Annotated in this window: 14 protein-coding genes; 11 read left to right on the top strand and 3 right to left on the bottom strand. The window is 57.6% G+C overall.

Annotated elements, in window-relative coordinates; translation table 11 throughout:
* Positions 1–15 precede the first annotated feature (15 nt).
* The 4 genes from infB to AM218_RS00310 all read left to right on the top strand — a co-directional run bounded on the left by infB (position 16) and on the right by AM218_RS00310 (position 5,616).
* A complete protein-coding gene (gene infB, locus AM218_RS00325) occupies positions 16–3,087 on the top strand; it encodes a translation initiation factor IF-2 (RefSeq protein ID WP_054410810.1) in 3,072 nt (1,023 codons plus the stop codon).
* A 611-nt stretch (positions 3,088–3,698) separates the two neighbouring features.
* Entirely contained in the window at positions 3,699–4,442 is a 744-nt protein-coding gene (locus AM218_RS00320) for a hypothetical protein (protein ID WP_054410808.1), read from the top strand.
* A gap of 51 nt (positions 4,443–4,493) precedes the next feature.
* On the top strand, positions 4,494–4,967 hold the full coding sequence (locus tag AM218_RS00315; protein ID WP_054410807.1) for a lipocalin-like domain-containing protein: 474 nt from the start codon (positions 4,494–4,496) through the stop codon (positions 4,965–4,967).
* A 94-nt stretch (positions 4,968–5,061) separates the two neighbouring features.
* On the top strand, positions 5,062–5,616 hold the full coding sequence (locus tag AM218_RS00310; protein ID WP_054410805.1) for an OmpA family protein: 555 nt from the start codon (positions 5,062–5,064) through the stop codon (positions 5,614–5,616).
* 262 nt (positions 5,617–5,878) lie between these two features.
* Here the strand turns inward: AM218_RS00310 and AM218_RS00305 are convergent, their stop codons facing one another.
* From AM218_RS00305 to mscL, 3 genes are all read right to left on the bottom strand, one after another.
* On the bottom strand, positions 5,879–6,313 hold the full coding sequence (locus tag AM218_RS00305; protein WP_157547453.1) for a hypothetical protein: 435 nt from the start codon (positions 6,311–6,313) through the stop codon (positions 5,879–5,881).
* A 106-nt stretch (positions 6,314–6,419) separates the two neighbouring features.
* Positions 6,420–7,412: a DUF3078 domain-containing protein gene (locus AM218_RS00300; protein WP_157547452.1), complete on the bottom strand. Its 993-nt coding sequence runs from the start codon at positions 7,410–7,412 to the stop codon at positions 6,420–6,422.
* Between the two features lie 88 nt (positions 7,413–7,500).
* Positions 7,501–7,923 (bottom strand): large conductance mechanosensitive channel protein MscL, encoded by a 423-nt coding sequence (gene mscL / locus AM218_RS00295; RefSeq protein ID WP_044515701.1) that lies wholly within the window; start codon positions 7,921–7,923, stop codon positions 7,501–7,503.
* A gap of 221 nt (positions 7,924–8,144) precedes the next feature.
* On the opposite strand from mscL, the gene AM218_RS00290 reads away from it, so the two are divergent.
* The 7 genes from AM218_RS00290 (at position 8,145) to AM218_RS00260 (ending at position 16,061) form a co-directional block, all read left to right on the top strand.
* Entirely contained in the window at positions 8,145–8,933 is a 789-nt protein-coding gene (locus AM218_RS00290; RefSeq protein WP_054410801.1) for an enoyl-CoA hydratase/isomerase family protein, read from the top strand.
* Positions 8,934–9,002: 69 nt separating this feature from the next.
* A complete protein-coding gene (locus AM218_RS00285) occupies positions 9,003–10,511 on the top strand; it encodes a lipopolysaccharide biosynthesis protein (RefSeq protein ID WP_054410799.1) in 1,509 nt (502 codons plus the stop codon).
* Between the two features lie 48 nt (positions 10,512–10,559).
* A complete protein-coding gene (gene dut / locus AM218_RS00280) occupies positions 10,560–10,994 on the top strand; it encodes a dUTP diphosphatase (protein WP_054410798.1) in 435 nt (144 codons plus the stop codon).
* 61 nt (positions 10,995–11,055) lie between these two features.
* Complete coding sequence (locus AM218_RS00275) at positions 11,056–12,066, top strand: sugar nucleotidyltransferase (RefSeq protein WP_054410796.1); 1,011 nt, start codon at positions 11,056–11,058, stop codon at positions 12,064–12,066.
* Positions 12,067–12,156: 90 nt separating this feature from the next.
* Positions 12,157–13,968 carry a tetratricopeptide repeat protein gene (locus AM218_RS00270; RefSeq protein WP_082318287.1) on the top strand — a complete coding sequence of 604 codons (1,812 nt, stop codon included), beginning with the start codon at positions 12,157–12,159 and terminating at the stop codon, positions 13,966–13,968.
* Positions 13,961–14,740 (top strand): lipoprotein insertase outer membrane protein LolB1, encoded by a 780-nt coding sequence (gene lolB1 / locus AM218_RS00265; RefSeq protein WP_082317982.1) that lies wholly within the window; start codon positions 13,961–13,963, stop codon positions 14,738–14,740. Before AM218_RS00270 ends, lolB1 begins: the two co-directional genes overlap by 8 nt.
* Positions 14,724–16,061, top strand: coding sequence for a murein hydrolase activator EnvC family protein (locus tag AM218_RS00260; RefSeq protein WP_054410790.1), 1,338 nt, complete (start codon positions 14,724–14,726; stop codon positions 16,059–16,061). Before lolB1 ends, AM218_RS00260 begins: the two co-directional genes overlap by 17 nt.
* Positions 16,062–16,124 lie beyond the last annotated feature (63 nt).

Raw genomic sequence — 16,124 nt, 5'->3', positions numbered from 1 at the left:
GTTCGCGAGCATAGAATGGCGGAAGCAGCAACCAAGAGGCTGAATCAGGCGGCCAAAGACCTGAACGTTGGATTGTCCACGATTGTGGATTTTTTAGCGGAAAAAGGCATTCAGATCGACAATAAACCGACGACTAAGTTGACGGCGGAGCAGGTTATCCTGCTCAACAAAGCCTTCGAGTCATCGGCTCAGGATAAGATCGAGGCAGCCAAGCTCAGCCAGGCCAAGCGCCAGAGTGAGCTGGAGGCACACCCGCGTCCGGAGCCCGCAGCTCCGAAAGCGGAGGTGGTGCCCCCGGCTCCCGCAGCCAAGCCTGCTGAAGAGCCCAAGCCAGCGGCGCCGGTTACCCCGGCCCCCGCTCCGGCTCCGGTAGCAGCTGCCCCGGCACTCGCCCCGGCCCCCGCTATTAAAGAGGAAGCTCCTAAAGTACCCGGCCTGAAGGTGATGGGGAAAATTGAGCTGGATGCAAAAGGCCGCCCGGTTCCGCTCAAGCCTGCTCCGGCAGCAGCGGTGCCTGCCCCGGCACCTGCACCTGCTTCAGTACCCGCTCCTGCTCCAAAAGCAGAAGAAAAGCCAGTGCCAGCACCCAAAGCTGAGCCCGCTCCGGCCCCCGTGGCCGCTGCGCCGGTAACGCCGCCTGCTCCCAAAGTAGAACCAGCCCCCGCTCCCGTAGCGCCTGCCCCAAAGCCTGCTCCTGCTCCGGTAGTTCAGGCACCGGCAGCGCCTGCTGCTCCGGCCCCGGAAGTTCCGGCTGCCGCAGCGCCGGCGCCTGAAGCAGGCACGCCTACCCCGGAAGAACCCGCCGGCACCATTGTAGCCAAAGCCGACCAGCTGAAAGGCCTGACGGTTCTGGGTAAGATTGAGCTGCCTACGGATTCCTCCCGTCGGGGTGGCCGCGGTGCCCGCCCGGTTGCTTCTTCCGATGTTCGGAAAAGCGGCCTGGCTCCTGATAATAAGAAGAAGCGTCAGCGTATTCCTACCCCCGGCACCGGCCAGCCCGGCCAGGGTGGTGGGCAAGGTGCCGCCCAGGGTGGTGCCCAGCAGGGCAACCGTCCGGGTCCCGGCCAAGGCCGTCCGGATCAGAACAGCCGCCCGGTGCAGCGTTCCATGCATGCTGGCCAGCGTCCTGGCCAGGGTGGTGGTGCCCAGCGCCCGGTTACGCCCGCTACTCCGGAGCAGAACGACAAGCAGATTCAGGAGCAGATCAAAGCCACGCTGGCGAAGCTCAGCGGCGGCCGTGGTGGCAACCAGACTAACCGCGCTAAGTACCGCCGCGACAAGCGGGCCGGTGCAGCGGAGGATCGGGAAGCTATGCGCCAGCAAAACGAGCTGGATGCCAAGATCCTGAAGGTAACCGAGTTTATCTCGGCCAACGACCTGGCTTCGTTCATGAACGTTTCCGTGAACGAGGTGATTAAGGTCTGCCTCACCATGGGTATGTTCGTATCCATCAACCAGCGCCTTGACGCGGAAGCTATTACGGTTATTGCCGATGAGTTCGGCTATGACGTAGAGTTCCTGTCGGCGGAGGAAGAGGAAACCGACCTCGGTATCGAAGACAACGAAGAAGACCTGCAGCCGCGGGCTCCTATCGTAACCATCATGGGTCACGTTGACCACGGTAAAACGTCGTTGCTTGACTATATCCGGAGTGCCAGCGTAGCCAAAGGCGAAGCCGGTGGTATTACCCAGCACATTGGTGCCTACGATGTAATGACGGCTTCCGGCAAGCGGGTTACCTTCCTGGATACTCCGGGTCACGAAGCGTTTACCGCTATGCGTGCCCGTGGTGCCAAGGTGACGGACATTGCCATCATTGTGGTAGCCGCCGATGACTCGGTGATGCCTCAGACGAAGGAAGCCATCAACCACGCGCAGGCAGCCGGAGTACCCATCGTTATTGCGCTCAATAAGATTGATAAGCCTGGTGCCAACCCCGATAAGGTCCGTGAGGAGTTGTCGGCCATCAACGTCCTGGTAGAAGAATGGGGTGGTAAGTACCAGTCGCAGGAAGTATCGGCCAAAACCGGCCTGGGTATTGAAGACCTGCTGGAAAAGGTATTGCTGGAAGCCGAGATTCTCGAACTGAAAGCAAACCCCGACCGCAACGCCGTTGGTACGGTTATCGAAGCCTCGCTGGACAAAGGCCGTGGCTACGTAACCACCATTCTGGTGCAAACCGGTACCATGAACGTGGGCGATATTGTGCTGGCTGGTCCGCACTACGGCCGCGTAAAGGCCATGACCGACCACCGCGGCAAGAAGATGAAGTCAGCTGGCCCGGCTACTCCGGTACAGGTGCTTGGTCTGACCGGCGCTCCACAGGCCGGCGACAAGATTCAGGTGATGGAGACGGAGCGCGAAGCCCGCGAACTGGCTACGCAGCGTCAGCAGCTCTCGCGTGAGCAGAGCCTGCGCACCAAGAAGCACATTACTCTGGATGAAATTGGTCGTCGTCTGGCAATCGGTTCGTTCAAAGAGCTTAACGTTATTGTGAAAGGTGACGTGGACGGCTCGGTGGAAGCACTGGCCGACTCCCTGCTGAAGCTGAGCACGCCGGAAGTGGCCGTAAACATCCTCAACAAGGGTGTGGGCGCCATTTCGGAAGGCGACGTTCTGCTGGCTTCTGCCTCCGACGCCATCATCATTGGCTTCCAGGTTCGTCCTTCGCAGAGTGCCCGCAAGCTGGCTGAGCAGGAACAGATCGATATTCGTCTGTACTCTATCATCTACAATGCCATCAATGAGGTGAAGGATGCCATGGAAGGCATGCTGGCTCCAACGGTGAAAGAAGTAGTGGTGGCCAACGCCGAAGTTCGTCAGGTGTTCAACATTACCAAGGTGGGCACCATTGCCGGCTGTATGGTAACGGACGGTAGCTTCACCCGCAAAACCAGAGTCCGCGTGGTACGCAATGGTATTGTGGTGTACGCCGGCGAAGTACAGGACCTCAAGCGCTACAAAGACGATGTGTCGGAAGTACGTCAGGGTTACGAATGCGGTATTTCGGTTAAGGGCTTCAATGACCTGCGCGAAGGCGACAACATTGAGGGCTTCGAAGAGCAGGAAGTAAAACGGACGCTGTAAGCGCTTCACTAGTCACGAATACGCAACGCCCCGGTCTGCAAAGGCCGGGGCGTTGTGCGTTTATACCATCCGGCCAGTCATCTTTAAGCCAACCCGGTCGGTTTGGAACGGTAAATTTTCAGTTTCGCATTGCCGGGGTCTCACATCATTGGGTAACCTCCTCCGGCAGTTTATTCCGGCTGGAAAAGGATAAGCGTGGTTCCAAGGAGAATGGCCATGTATGGTTTAGGGGATAAAAGTGCTGGGCATCTATAAGCTCAGTTCTGATAACTATATAAGTAAGCACATATCTATTATAAGCCTTACAAGCAGGTAAAGCAGGTTTTCACTACTTGGTTGTATTCTAACACGGGCATTGTACTTCCTCAGGAGCATGGCTTCTTCTTTTCCGCTGGCATGCTCCGGAAGTTCCTGCTTCCAGAAGTCTTATCCACCATTTGACGGTACCTGAAGGGGGCACTCTACTGTGCGGTGTAATAAGCTGGTCACATCATCATGCGATTGACCCTAGTGGCTGCATGGCCTAGTTTTGCATCATGCCTTGAAGGAATTGCATCCTCTTGCACATAACTACCCCCCTTTAACTTACACCAACCTAATTACTACCTGCTATGAAAACGCTGGCTACCTCTTTATGCTTTGGCGCGCTGCTGCTGAGCGGCGCTGCTGAAGCCCAAACCAAACCTACTCCTCGCCCCGCTGGCAAAGCCGGCAACGCTACGACCCGGGTTACCACGGCGCGGCCTGCGGCAAAGCAAGCCGCCCCGCTGAAAGCGGCACCCGTGGCGCAGGTTGCCCCGGCGTCTCCTGCGCCCGAAGCCAAGACTGTGGTAGCCGTGGCGCCCAAAGCGGCAACCGCTAATGCGGGGTTTGGCAAGGGCTCCATGGCGGTTAACCTGGGTATTGGCCTGGGGCTGGGTTATGGCTACCTGGGCAACGCCAACTTACCGGCGCTCAACCTGTCGGTGGAACGGGGCATTATCGACAACATTGGGCCCGGCACCATTTCCGTGGGTGGCCTGGTGGGCTACAAAGCCTACCGCTACAACTACCCCGGCACCGATTACAAGGCTACCTGGACGGACATCTACGTGGCAGCCCGGGGCCTGTACCACTACAATCTCACGGAGAACCCCAAGGTAGATACCTACGCCGGCATCAGCCTGGGTCTGCGCCTGGAAAGCTGGAAGGACACTTACTATGGCGATGATTACAACAGCAGCTACGGCGGCGCTTATGCTCACTCCGGCATTTTCGTGGGGGGCCGCTACTACTTCTCTGATAAAGTAGGCGCCTTTGCGGAGGCAGGCTATGATATGTCTTACCTGAAACTGGGCCTGACGGCCAAATTCTAACCTAATATCTAACTCATTCTTTTTACTACCCTCCTCTACCCTTTCTTACCTATGAAAACCAACCTGAAACTTGTTGCTGCTGCTCTGTTGCTTGCTGTTACGGCCTGTGATAAGGATAAAGACTCCTCCCCCAATCCGGCGGCTTCGGAAAACCACCTGATAGACAAGAACTGGCAGATATCGGCCATGACGGTTAGCCCCGCTATGGAAACCGAGGCGGGGCCTCTCTCCGACCTGTATGCCTGGCTGCCTCCCTGCTCCAAGGATGACTTTTTGCGGTTTGAGAAGAACGGCACTTTTAAGGGCGACGAAGGCGCCAGCAAGTGCGAGGAAGAAGATCCGCAGACTACCAGCAACGGCACCTGGACCCTGACGGATAGCAATAAGAAGCTGACGATGGTGGAAGACGGCGAGACGCAGACCTTCACGGTAGTCAACCTCAGCAAAGAAGAACTGAAGCTCAGCCTGCAGGAAACCGAAGACGGAGTAACCTACACGCTGCTCACCACCTTCCGCAAGCAATAAGGAATGCAAAGAGCCCCGCCGTTTTGGTTAACCGCGGGGCTCTTTGATTTGCTTCTTTCTCTATTCTATAACGTTTATCAGGCTATTTCTTCCGATGAAAACCTTACAAAAACTCCGCTGGGCGCTGTTACTTGCTTTTTTCTTACCCCTGGGTGCACAGGCCCAACTTGGGCTGCTGTGGCGGGTGGAGGACAAACTGGCCGACAAAGCCGCGCAGAAAATTGTGAATAAGCTAGATAAGAAAGCCGAGGCGGCCATAGAGCGCCAGGTGGCCGAAGCCAGCACAGGGTACTACAGCACCTTGCTGGCCGATGGCAAAATCATTTGCCACGGCATTCAGTTTGAGCCCGGCACGGCTACCATTACGGCGGAGTCTCAGCCCGTCATTAATGCCCTGGTGAATGTGCTGGCCGATAACCCTGACCTGCGCATTCGCATTGAGGGGCATACGGCGCTGGAAGGCGACGCCGCCACGAACCTGAAGCTCTCCCAGCGCCAGGCTGAGACCGTACGAGTGGCCCTGGTGCGGGGTGGCGTAGATGCTGCGCGCCTCACCACCAAAGGCCTCGGCGAAACGCATCCGCTGGACCCCGATACCGCCAATGGGCTGGACAGCCTGAACCAGCGCCTGGAACTGGTCAGGCTCTAACCAAATAACCCATAATAACGCACCGGCAGAGGTCAACAGCCTTCTGAAGGTGCAACAACAGACTGACGCTGAACTTAGTACCTTCGCTTTACATCAGGGCCACACCCCTGATGCAGCCGGCCGGGCACCCTGGCGGCACCCTTAAATGAAAGATTAAATCCCGGCTTCTTCTTTGGTAGCACCGGAGGCGAACGGTGGCTCTGGTATTACCGAAGAAGCAAAAAGCCCCGGAACACTGTTCCGGGGCTTTTTTTATGGTTGTTTACTTGGAGTAAATAAATCCTCGCTTGCTTTTGCGCACCAACGGCTTGCCCGGAGGATCAATGCCGGGAGCGGCGCGCGTCATGCCGCGCTTCTGCATGGCGCCACCCCGCTTGTCGCGGAAGCGCTTCACCACAAAGCCACCGGAGCCGCGCTCAAATGCCCGTGAGCCGCTGCCGTAGCTGGAGTTTCCGCCGCCCCGTGCTTCCAGCACTTCAATCTGCTGGTCGCGCTTTACTTCGTTGGGGTTCATGCTCATGCGGCGCTGCATGCGCGCAATATCCGAAGCGGAAGCTTTCTTCTTCCGCGGCGTCGTCGGCTTTTTAGGGCTTTCAAATACGGGGCCGGCCGGACCAGTGGGGGCCGTTTGCGCCAAAGCTGCCGTAGAAACCAGCGTACCCGCCAGCAATAGGCCGGCTATTATATACTTCTTCATATCCATCAAGAGCCAAGATACCTGTAGCCAACGCTAAAGCACATGCCGTGCCACACTTTAGGGGTTATGGGGGCGAAACGGCTGGTTAGCTAAGGTAGTTCATTTTCTAAAATTTGTAAGTAAGCCCTATGCCTAAGGTTTCCTTGAACTGAATGCGCTTGCCCCGGGTATCGGGCCGGTCAGTGTGGCGGATGGGCACCAGAATGTCGTCGTCGTACACCAACGTAGCGGCTACGTTGGCACTTAAGAACTTATTGACCTTGAAATCGAGCAGGTTTTCCCAGTTTACATCGACATTCTGAGGATTGTGAAAGTAGTTGCTGAACAGTTCCAGCCGGGACTGATAGGTGACGTTTTCCACTATAGGCTGCCGCAGCCGCGCATTCAGATAGGCACCCATTTCCTCGCGCAGCCGCTCGCCGGTGCCGGCAATGGGCAGGCCATCAGGGCCACGGCGCGCGGCCCGCACGCCAAAAGCACCGGCATCGGCCAGCCCCTGGTCGCTTACAATGGTGAACTTGCCCGTGGCGGGCGAGAGAAACAGTGAAAAACGCTCCGTGGGCTTATACTCAATACCCAGCGAGGCCAGGATAAATGCCGGCGCAAAAAACCGGGAAAGCAGGGAATCCGGCTTTTCGATATCGGTGGTGGGGGTGAGTTGGGTTTTTAGGTTGAGCTGGGCGGCATAGGAAAGCACGTTGGTAAACTGCCGGCCGTAGCGGCTATTCAACTCCAGCCGGTCGTCGTTTTTGCGCAGGCGCGATTTGCCGGGCTTCAGCAGGCCATACACCAGGTCAGCGGCGGCATCGAAACTGTGAATTCCCTGCTTATAATGCGTATAGGCATTCCCAATAGCCAGCAGAGAGAGGGAGCTTTGTCCGCCGGCGGCCCAGTTGCTTAAGCTCACCTGGCTAAAATTGAGAGTGCCGGCCCCACCACGGTGCCAGCCCTGCATGGTATCTACCTCCGCCGATACTTTATAGGCCTCGGCCGGTACCGGGGCCCGGTTGGGCACTTGTGCCAAAGTAGTGACTGGCCGCAGCATGAGCAGCAGAACTAGTGCGCAGGAAGTAAGAGCGGAAAGTAAAAGCTGTTTCATAAGAGTGAAGTGGTGAAGAAGCAGAAAGGCCAGCTCTTGCTCACTACCGGAGAAAAAGCTGGCCTGGAAGCCTGAAACGAAAGTTTGGTTACACGCGGCTACGCAGCGAGTCCCGAATTTCCATCAGCAATACCTGGTCTTTGGTGGGCAGCGGGTCCGTAACCACTACCTCAGCCGGCTTCTTAAAGCGGTTAGCCAGCTTTACCAGCCAGAAAATGGCGAAGGCAATGATGATGAAGTAGAAAATGGCATTGATGAGGTTGCCATAGTTGAGGGTAGCGGCCCCGGCCGTTTTGGCGGCTTCTATGGTGGGGTACGATTTGCCATCCAGCGAAACAAACCAGTTCTTAAAATCGACTCCGCCGGTTATAAGGCCCAGAATAGGCATCAGGATATCATCGGTCAGGGAACCTACAATTTTGCCAAAGGAGGCCCCAATGATAACGCCGACGGCCAGGTCAAGCACATTCCCTTTGGAGATGAACTCCTTGAATTCGGATACAAAACCCATAAGCGGTGCTGGTAAGTTGGTGGAGAGTGAAAGTATAGATGGGTAAATATAGCATTACCGTTATTATATCCTACTACAGCAGTATTTTCATAATAAGGAAGTTACCCTGTCTATTAGGCGGCCTTACCGGCTAGTCTCAGCTAAATGGCCGCTTAGAATACCGCCCGCCGCACAGGGCTTTTGCGTTATCTTTGCCGCCGTTCCAACCCTACCTACGCCCTATGCCTTCTTTCGACAACCTGCTGTATGAGCTGGACCCCGCCTCCGGGATTCTGACAATTACTATCAACCGGCCCACCAAGCTGAATGCCCTGAATGCCGCCACTATTACCGACATTAAAGCGGCCATGCAGCGGGCCCAGGACGATGCGCAGGTGCGCGGTATTATCCTGACGGGCAGCGGCGACAAGGCCTTTGTGGCTGGCGCCGATATTGCTGAGCTGGCCCAGATGACGGAAATTACCGGCCGCCGCGTGGCCGAGTACGGTCAGGACGCCTTCTGCTCCATTGAGGAAAGCACCAAGCCCGTTATTGCGGCCGTAAATGGCTTTGCGCTGGGCGGTGGCTGCGAGTTGGCTATGGCCTGCCACCTGCGGGTGGCCTCGGAAAACGCGCGCTTTGGTCAGCCCGAGGTGAACCTGGGCCTGGTGCCCGGCTACGGCGGCACCCAGCGCCTGGCCCAGTTGGTTGGCAAAGGCAAAGCCCTGGAACTCCTCATGACGGCTGACCTGGTGAATGCTGAGGAAGCCCTGCAGCTGGGCCTGGTAAACCACGTAGTAACCCGCACCGAGCTGCTCGACTTCTGCCGGCAGCTACTAGGCCGCATTCTGACCAAAGCTCCACTGGCCGTCAGCCTGATCATCGACTGCGTGAATGCGGGCTACGACCCGGAGCGCCACGGCTACCAGACGGAGGCCAATGCCTTCAGCCGCTGCTGCGCATCCGAGGATTTCCATGAGGGCACGCAGGCTTTCCTGGAGAAGCGCCCGGCTGCTTTCACCGGCCGCTAAGCAGCCCATATTTGAGTTGCGTGCCGGCGGGCGCTCCACTCACCATTTCACATCTTCACTGATTCACCGTTGAGTGTAGCGAAAAAACTGGCTGGGCAAACGGCCGTGTATGGGATAAGCAGCATTGTAGGGCGGGTACTGTCCTACCTGCTGGTGCCCATTTATACCAGCCGGTTTGCGGCCGCCGAATACGGTATTGTAACGGCGCTGTATGCCTATGTCTCGTTTCTGAACGTGGTGTTTACCTACGGGATGGAAACGGCCTACTTCCGCTTTGCTAACCGCCCCGACACCGACCGGAAAGCCCTGTACAGCCAGGTACTCAGCCTGCTTTTGACCAGCAGCCTGGTGATGAGCGGCCTGCTGGCGCTGCTGGCCACGCCACTCATGAACCTGATGCACCTGCCACCCGGCCATGAACGCTACGCCGTCTGGATTGCGCTGATTCTGGGGCTGGATGCCATGGCCGCTATCCCGTTTGCGCGCCTGCGCCTGGAAAACAAGGCCCGTAAGTTTGCTACCATCCGGCTGGTCAATATCCTGCTCACGGTAGGCCTCAACCTGTTTTTTCTGGTGCTGTGCCCCGATGTGCTGGCCGGCAAATACCTCCCGGGCCTGCACCCTGTTCTTGCCCCGCTCTACGACCCCAGCATTGGCGTGGGCTACGTGTTCCTGTCTAACCTGGCGGCCAGCGCCCTCACGCTGCTGCTGCTGTGGCGCGAGCTGACGGACTTCCGCTTCCGGCTGGACCTACCCGCGCTCAAACCCATGCTGCGCTACGCCTATCCGCTCATGCTGATGGGGCTGGCGGGCATGGTAAACGAAACCCTGGACCGGATTCTGCTGGGCTCCTGGCTGCCCCAGGGCTTCTACCCGGGCAAGTCTAACCTGGCGGCGGTGGGCATTTACGGAGCCTGCTACAAGCTCAGCATCTTTATGTCCCTGGTGATTCAGGCCTTCCGCTACGCGGCCGAGCCGTTCTTCTTTTCGCAAAGCACCAACAAGAATTCCCCGGCCACTTTTGCGCTTATTCTGAAGTGGTTTACCATCTGCTGCGCCTTGATTTTCGTGCTCATCAGCGTGAACATTGAGGACTTCTCGCTGCTTTTCCTGCGCCGGCCGGAGTACCGCGAGGGTATTGTGGTAGTGCCGGTATTGCTGCTGGCCAACCTTTTTCTGGGCATGTACTACAACCTTTCGGTGTGGTTTAAGCTCACGGATAAAACGTATTTCGGGACGTACATTGGTTTTGGCGGCGCTTTGCTTACCATTGCCCTCAACTTCCTGCTGATTCCGCTGCTGGGCTATATGGGTAGCGCCCTCACCACGCTGGCCTGTTATTTCTCCATGGCAGCTATCTGCTGGTGGCTGGGCAACCGGCATTTCCCGGTGCCCTACCCTATGTTCCGCCTGGGTCTTTGGCTGGCGCTGGCCATTGGGCTGGTAGCCGTTTCCTGGTACACCCCGGTAGCCGATTACTGGCTGCGCCACTTGTTCCACCTGGTTTTGTGCGCCGCTTTTGCCGGCCTGGTATACCTGGTGGAAATCCGGGGACGGCGGGCCACCCTGGTTTCGTAGCTTTGTTTAGTGCCTGGGCACAACTTCTCCGCGTTCTTCCCGTTTCCGATGCAGATTCCCATCATCAACCGCTCACACCACCCCTTGCCTGCTTACCAAACGGCCCACGCCGCCGGCCTCGACCTGCGCGCCAACCTGACGGAAAGCATAACGCTGAAACCTCTGCAACGTGCCCTCATTTCCACGGGTCTTTTCCTGGAAATTCCGGTGGGCTACGAGGCCCAGATCCGGCCCCGCAGCGGGCTGGCCTACAAGCACGGCATCGGCATTGTAAATAGCCCCGGCACCATTGATGCCGACTACCGGGGCGAGCTGAAGGTGCTGCTGGTTAACCTTTCCGACCAGGAGTTTGTGGTGGAAGATGGGGAACGAATTGCGCAGCTTATCGTAGCCCGGCACGAAACCATTGTGTGGGAGCCGGTAGAAGAGCTGAGCGAAACCGGCCGGGGTGCCGGCGGCTACGGCAGCACCGGAGTCCGCTAACCCTGGTTTCTTATAGTTGATTTAACCGCTTACTACTACATACCAAAACTGACCCTCTGATATGAGAATCATCGTCCCGATGGCCGGCATGGGCAAACGCATGCGCCCCCATACGCTCACTGTTCCCAAGCCCCTGATTCCGATTGCCGGCAAGCCCATTGTGCAGCGCCTGGTAGAGGACATTGCCAAAGTGTGCGGCGAGCAGGTAGAAGAAGTGGCCTTCATTGTGGGTCGATTCGGGACGGAAGTAGAGAAAAGCCTCGTGCAGATTGCCGAGTCAGTGGGCGCTAAAGGCTCCATCTACTATCAGGACGAGCCCCTGGGCACGGCCCACGCTATTCTCTGCGCCAAAGAATCTCTGACCGGCCCGGTGGTAGTGGCTTTCGCGGATACGCTGTTCAAAGCGGATTTCACGCTGGACTCCTCCGTGCCCGGCACCATCTGGGTGCAGCGCGTAGACGACCCCAAGCCGTTTGGCGTGGTGAAGCTGGACGAACAGGGCCACATCACGGATTTCGTGGAGAAGCCCCAGGAGTTTGTTTCCGATCTGGCCATCATCGGCATTTACTACTTCCAGGACGGCGACTATCTGCGCGAAGAGTTGCAGTACCTGCTCGATAACGACATCAAGGACAAAGGCGAGTACCAGCTCACCAATGCCCTGGAGAACATGAAAAATAAAGGCACCGTGTTTGTGCCCGGCCGCGTAACCGAGTGGCTGGACTGCGGCAATAAGGATGCTACCGTGTACACCAACCAGCGCTACCTGGAATACCTGCAGGAGCGCGGCGAAAACCTGGTAGCTGCCTCGGCCCAGCTGACCAACAGCGTGCTGATTCCGCCGGTTTATATCGGCGAAAACGTCATCATCAACAATTCGGTGGTGGGTCCGCACGTTTCCATCGGCAGCCACACCGCCGTGCGCGACTCCGTGCTGTCCAACACCATCGTGCAGCAGTCGGCTACGGTGCTGCACGCCAACGTAACCAACTCCATGATTGGCAACCACGCCACGGTAACGGGCAAGCCCGATGACCTGAGCCTGGGCGACTACAACGTGGTGCGCGTATAAATAAAAGGCACTTTTCGGCCGCGGCGTTGTTCTGGAATTGCCAGTGGCACGCCGCGGCCGATTATCTTGTTTGCTCCCCGTTTTCCGTTTATGCCTCGTTCTTCCGCTTTTTTTGTTCTGCTACTCCTGACGTTGGTGCTGGGGGCTGGGCCGATTATGGCACAGCAGCCCGCAGCCAAAACGGAGAAACCGGCCAAGCGCCAGAAGCTCACGCGCAAGGAACGGCGCGAGCTAAAGCACCGCGCGGCCGTGGAGCAGGCCCGCCAGCAGGTGCACGAGTTGACGGAAAAAGAGCGGGAGCTAAGCGAGTCTTACTTTGTGGAGGGCGTGAAGTATGCCCTGCTGGAGGACTACACCAAGTCTCTGGAACGGCTGCTGGCCGCCTACCGCATCAACCCCAACAATGCCGCCATCAACTACAAGATTGCGGAAACCAACCTGCTGACCGGCAACCTGAAGGATGCCACCAACTTTGCCACCGCAGCCCTGAAGCTGGACGCGAAGAACCCCTACTATTATTTACTGCTGGCGCAGATCTACGCCTCCCAGAAGCAGTTTGATGAGGCTGCCCAGGTGTACACCACCCTGATCAGGGACGTGCCCGATTCAGGAAACTACCTGTTTAACCTAGCCGACCTGTACCTGGCGCAGAACAAGCTGCCCGAAGCCCTGGCCACTCTGGAGCAGGCCGAAAAGCAATTTGGTCCCCTGGATGAGGTATCGTTCAAGAAGCAGCAGATTTACCTGCGCCAAAACAACCTCGACAAAGCCCTGCAGGAAGGCGAGGCCCTGATTACGGCCAACCCCAACGAAGTGCGCTACGTGCTGGCCCAGGCCGAAATGTATGCCGCCAACAGCCGCCTGCCCGATGCTATCCGGGTAGCAAACCAGGCCCTTGCCCAGGACCCCGACAACCCCCAGGCGCACATGATTCTGGCCGACGTGTACCGGCAGCAGAATAACCCTACGGAGTCACAAGTCCATTTAAAGCAGGCGTTCAGCAGCCCGGGGCTGGATATTGACCAGAAAGTCCGGATTCTGGTGGACTATATTAAGCAGCTACCCAACCCCGCGCTGGAAAAGCCCGCCCTGGAGCTGGCCGACATTACCATGCGCGCCCACCCCAAGGAAGCCAAGGCATTTGCCGTGGCCGGGGATATTCAGTCTATTACGGAGCACAAGAAAGAGGCCCGCGCCTCCTACCTCAAAGCCCTAAAACTGGACAACTCCAAGTTTCAGATCTGGCAGCAGGTAGTTTTGATTGACGCCGAGCTGAATCAGAAGGATTCGCTGCTGGTGCATTCCAACCGTGCCCTGGAGCTGTTCCCCAATCAGGCGGTGTTCTGGTTTTATAACGGCACAGCGCATCTGATGAACAAAAGCGCCCCCAAGGGCGTGAAGGCGCTGGAGTACGGCAAGAAGCTGGCCGCCGACAACCCCGAGCTGCAGGCGCAGTTTGATATTCAGCTGGGCGACGCCTACCACGAGCTGAAGGACTATGCCAAGTCAGATGCGGCCTATGATGCCGCGCTGGTATTTGACGCCAACAATGCTCAGGCGCTGAATAACTATAGCTACTTCCTGTCGTTGCGCGGCGAGAAGCTGGAAAAGGCCAAGGAAATGTCGGGCAAGCTGGTGAAACAGTTTCCGGACAATGGTACTTACCTGGACACCTATGCCTGGGTGCTGTATAAAATGAAAGACTATGCCGGTGCCCGGCAGTACCTGGAGAAGGCGCTGAAGTCCTCCAAAGACGGCACCGTAACGGAACATTACGGCGACGTTCTGTTCCAACTTGGCGATATTGCCGGCGCATATACGCAATGGCAGCAAGCCAAGCGCCTGGGCGGGGCCTCCAAACTCCTCGACCGGAAGCTCAAAGACCGTAAATTGTATGAATAGACGCTTCGCGCCCCTGGTGCTTGCGCTGGTGCTGATAATGCTGGGTGCCTGCACCCGTAAAGCCATACCCACCCGCCCGGCAGCCACGGAAGTGCCCAAAGTGGTTGACTTAGTACGCGCTGATAATCTGGATTTCAAGTTTCTCTCCGCCAAGGGGAAAGCTCAGATTGAAACCAATGGCGAGAAAATGCCCAATGCTAACCTGTCGCTACGCATGCGGAAAGACAGCATCATCTGGCTATCCGTATCGGTGGTAGGCGTAGAAGTATTGCGCGCCCACCTCACGCCTGATTCCGTGCAGATTCTGGATAAGCTGCATCGGGAGTACTATGCAGGCAACTTCGATTATCTGCGGCAGCGCTTTAATCTGCCCGTCACCTTCCAGCAGATTCAGGCCTTGGTAGTGGGCAACTACGTGCCTTCCTCCGATGAAAATACGCCTCCCACGGTAAGCACCGAAGGCCCCTTGCAGAAAGTGCAGTACCAGCAGGCCTCGCTGTTTGTGGAGCAGCTGATAGAGCAAACCCGGCAGCGGGTGCAGAAGCTGGCCGTGAAGGACCAGAACAGCAAGACCAACTTCACGGTAGACTATTCTGACTTTAAGCCGCTGCTGCCCCAGCCGCAGCAGTTTGCCAATGCGCTGCTGGTGATGATTCAGCCGCCCAACGGGCCGGCATCCACCGCCTCCATCAACTTCCGTAATATCGACGTGGATAAGGAGCGTCTTTCGTTCCCGTTCTCGGTGCCCTCAGATTATGTGCGGAAAAAGTAAGGCGCGCTTTGCCTTTTTGCTGATGCTGGTGATGCTGGCCTTCTCCGGCATGTCCCAGACGCGGCGCACCAGCCGCACCGGGCGTACCAAAGCCCAGCTGGAGCGGGAAAAGCGCAACGCCCTGCGCGAGATTCGCGAAACCAGCCGTATTCTGCAGCAAACCCAGCAGCGCAAAGAAGCCACCATTGGCCAGCTGAATGCGCTGAAGGAGAAAATTGCGGGTCAGCAGAACGTCATCAACAATATTTCCAGCGAGCTGAAGTATCTGGACTCCGATGTGCGCCAGACGGAAAACCAGGTGCAGCAGACCCAGCAAACCCTGCAGCAGCTGAAGGAAGAGTATTCGCGGCTGATTTATGCCTCGGCCAAAACGGCCAACAGCTACAACCGCATCATGTTCCTGTTTGCCTCGGAGTCGTTCAACCAGATGCTGCGGCGCCTCCAGTATGTGCGCCAGTACTCAGAGGTACGCAAGGCCCAGGCCGCCCAGATTACCAATACCCAGGAAAAACTGAGCCGGCAGCTTACCGGGCTGCATGCCAAGCGTCAGGAGAAATCGAGCCTGCTCTCTAGCCAGCTCACCGAGAACCGCAACCTGCTGACCATTAAAACCCAGCAGGACCAGGTGGTTACACAGCTCAGCCGCCAGGAAGAAATCCTGCGCCAGAAGCTGGCCACCCGGCAGAAAGCCGTCAGCCGCCTGGATAACCTGATTGCCCAGCGCGTGCGGGAGGAAATTGCCCGTGCGGCCCGCGCAGCCGCCGCCAAAGCTGCCCAGCGGGCCGCCACGGCCAGCCGCGGCAACGCGCCGGTGCGTAGCCCTGGCAGCACGGCCCGCAATGCCCCAGCCGAGGCGGAAGTAGAGCGTACGGACCGCGTAACGCTGACCCCCGAAACGGCAGTGCTTTCTTCTTCTTTTGCGGATAACCGGGGCCGCCTGCTGTGGCCTGTTGGCCGCGGCTTTATTGCCCAGCGCTTTGGCAAGCACCCGCACCCCGTGTTAAAGCACGTGGTAGTGGAAAACCGGGGCGTCGATATTCAAACCAACTCCGGTGAAACCGTGCGCTCGGTGTTCGAGGGCAAAGTGCTGACGGTGGCCAGCATTGCGGGCATGAACAACATTGTCATGATTCAGCACGGGGAGTACTTCACGGTATATGCCAAGCTGCGCAGCGTGAGCGTGAGCGAGGGGCAGCACGTAGAGGCGCGGCAGGCCATTGGCACTGTATACACAGACTCGGAGGGAACCAGTGAGGTACAATTCCAAGTATGGCGCAATAGTGCCAACCTGAATCCGGAAAACTGGCTGGGCCGCAAATAAGGCATCTGTAAACCGACCGGAAATAGCACAAAAAAAACACCGTACAGCGCACGGTGCCTTTCT

This window comes from Hymenobacter sp. DG25A (assembly GCF_001280305.1).
Classification (GTDB): Bacteria; Bacteroidota; Bacteroidia; order Cytophagales; family Hymenobacteraceae; genus Hymenobacter.
Note: the sequence above shows the minus strand (reverse complement) of the source record. Positions and strands in the feature narration are given on the sequence as shown.

Coding starts and splice junctions, on each gene's coding strand:
- infB (WP_054410810.1), top strand. CDS start 16: ATGGCGGAAGCAGCAACCAAGAGGCTGAATCAGGCGGCCAAAGACCTG.
- AM218_RS00320 (WP_054410808.1), top strand. CDS start 3,699: ATGAAAACGCTGGCTACCTCTTTATGCTTTGGCGCGCTGCTGCTGAGC.
- AM218_RS00315 (WP_054410807.1), top strand. CDS start 4,494: ATGAAAACCAACCTGAAACTTGTTGCTGCTGCTCTGTTGCTTGCTGTT.
- AM218_RS00310 (WP_054410805.1), top strand. CDS start 5,062: ATGAAAACCTTACAAAAACTCCGCTGGGCGCTGTTACTTGCTTTTTTC.
- AM218_RS00305 (WP_157547453.1), bottom strand. CDS start 6,313: ATGAAGAAGTATATAATAGCCGGCCTATTGCTGGCGGGTACGCTGGTT.
- AM218_RS00300 (WP_157547452.1), bottom strand. CDS start 7,412: ATGAAACAGCTTTTACTTTCCGCTCTTACTTCCTGCGCACTAGTTCTG.
- mscL (WP_044515701.1), bottom strand. CDS start 7,923: ATGGGTTTTGTATCCGAATTCAAGGAGTTCATCTCCAAAGGGAATGTG.
- AM218_RS00290 (WP_054410801.1), top strand. CDS start 8,145: ATGCCTTCTTTCGACAACCTGCTGTATGAGCTGGACCCCGCCTCCGGG.
- dut (WP_054410798.1), top strand. CDS start 10,560: ATGCAGATTCCCATCATCAACCGCTCACACCACCCCTTGCCTGCTTAC.
- AM218_RS00275 (WP_054410796.1), top strand. CDS start 11,056: ATGAGAATCATCGTCCCGATGGCCGGCATGGGCAAACGCATGCGCCCC.
- AM218_RS00270 (WP_082318287.1), top strand. CDS start 12,157: ATGCCTCGTTCTTCCGCTTTTTTTGTTCTGCTACTCCTGACGTTGGTG.
- lolB1 (WP_082317982.1), top strand. CDS start 13,961: ATGAATAGACGCTTCGCGCCCCTGGTGCTTGCGCTGGTGCTGATAATG.
- AM218_RS00260 (WP_054410790.1), top strand. CDS start 14,724: ATGTGCGGAAAAAGTAAGGCGCGCTTTGCCTTTTTGCTGATGCTGGTG.